Origin of the sequence: Corynebacterium sp. MSK044 (assembly GCF_030232825.1) — a bacterium.
Taxonomy (GTDB): domain Bacteria; phylum Actinomycetota; class Actinomycetes; order Mycobacteriales; family Mycobacteriaceae; genus Corynebacterium.
Genome location: NZ_JASPJJ010000047.1, coordinates 1 through 1,539 on the forward strand (window position 1 = coordinate 1; position 1,539 = coordinate 1,539).

At 50.9% G+C, this 1,539-nt stretch carries 2 protein-coding genes; both read right to left on the reverse strand.

Translation table 11 applies throughout. The features are described 5' to 3' along the window. Positions 1–20: 20 nt before the first annotated feature. Entirely contained in the window at positions 21–995 is a 975-nt protein-coding gene (locus QP994_RS10995; protein ID WP_284856305.1) for a hypothetical protein, read from the reverse strand. Beyond that, a partial coding sequence (locus QP994_RS11000; RefSeq protein WP_284866816.1) for a hypothetical protein occupies positions 992–1,539 on the reverse strand: 548 nt, incomplete at its 5' end. The genes QP994_RS10995 and QP994_RS11000, both read right to left, overlap by 4 nt.

Sequence of the window (1,539 nt, forward strand, 5' to 3'; positions counted from 1 at the left end):
TTCAAGTCCTGAGTGCATGGTTATTGTTTTTCTTGTGGTTGTGGTGTTGGGTCGAGCATGAATGTGGCGCCGGCATCACGGTAGAGGTCTAGTAGGTAGTCGTGTTTGTGGCCTCTTCGTGTGGCGAATGTTAGTTCGACGCAGTACCGCGCACCACGAGGTCGTGATACTTGTTCGTGGTAGCCCCGTAGATCGTCTTGCAACATGTGTAGCGCAAAGCTTGTTTGTTTGTAGGGTTCTTCACCTAGTGATGATGCATCATGGAGGTTTTGCAGTTGTGTGCGGATATCGTCACAGACTGTTTCCCAGTTTGTCACGGTGAACTGTTTTATATCGTCGGGAATATTGACTTTGTTCATGTCTAGATATTCGAAAGTGCAGATTCCGAATTCAACCTCACTGAAGTCACATCCTGATAGTTGGGTGCCATCGATGGTTTCTTCTACTGTGAATTCTTTCCATTTACCTGTCACTGTGGTGTTGGTTATCAGGGGGTATCGGTCATTGCCGCCTTTTGGTCCGGTTAAGCGCATGTTGAGAGCTTGGCATCGGTCATAGCGTGTGCCGTAAGCGAAGAGCTCTGGGAATGTGCATGACCGAAATACGCAATCAGTGACAGTCGCAACGATTAGCGGCATAGCGAACCCGGAAGCGAACTTGCAGCGTTCAAACTCACAGTCTGAAATGGTGCCGTGCGCCCACTCCGGCGAGGTAAATGTTGCTTGTTTGGCGTAGCAATGCCGCATGGTTAATTCGCGGGCGATAAATGGGTTGATGTTGGCGTAGCTGAAGTCAATATTGTCTAGTACCTGACCAGGCGGTAGAAACTCATCAGAGGAAAGACCGTGTTCGCTAAAGGTGCCTTCCCAGTGAAAGCCGCGGAAATCTTCACGTCCGTCAACGAACCCAAACGGTGATGGTGCCAGCAATAACTCCGGGTCACATGGCCCACCCCAACGCTCTACTAGCTGCTTACGCGTCATCTTCACTGTCATTGAACCCTCCTCACATGAAGCCTACTGGCACCGCTACTTGGGTAATACGCTTCGTAGGCAATGATATGGTCTGAACGAGTCATCCCTTCCTGCAAACCGTACCTCCTCACATGGGCATCGGTTTGACCCACCGTGGTGAGATCCAACCACCGCGTGGATCCGTCACTTAGCGTGACTTCGAAATCGGCACCGAATTTGCCTTGCGTGTTGGGGACAACCCCCTTAATCTTGTTCGTCTTCAAACTATCAGACAGTTTCAGGTGCAGCTCGGTGCCGAGATGCATTCGTTCAGCCCAGTAGTTGCCATCGTCTATATGCGTACGTTGGTTCGAGCTGTAGTCGATTTGGCCACTGTTCCATCTTCCGGCAACATCGTCGAAACGTGCAGCGATCTTCTCCTTGAGAACATCGACCTCGGCCTTCACATTGATTGCGAGTTCGGAGCTCGAACTTGACTGATGTGATGCGAGACCGAGCACGTCTACCCAGTGTGCTGGGTGACTGACATATCCCTGTGTTGTTGCAATATTGGGGTAAGCCCCCA

Excerpts from the sequence above, each read along its gene's own strand:
- QP994_RS10995 (WP_284856305.1), bottom strand. The coding sequence starts at position 995 with ATGACAGTGAAGATGACGCGTAAGCAGCTAGTAGAGCGTTGGGGTGGG.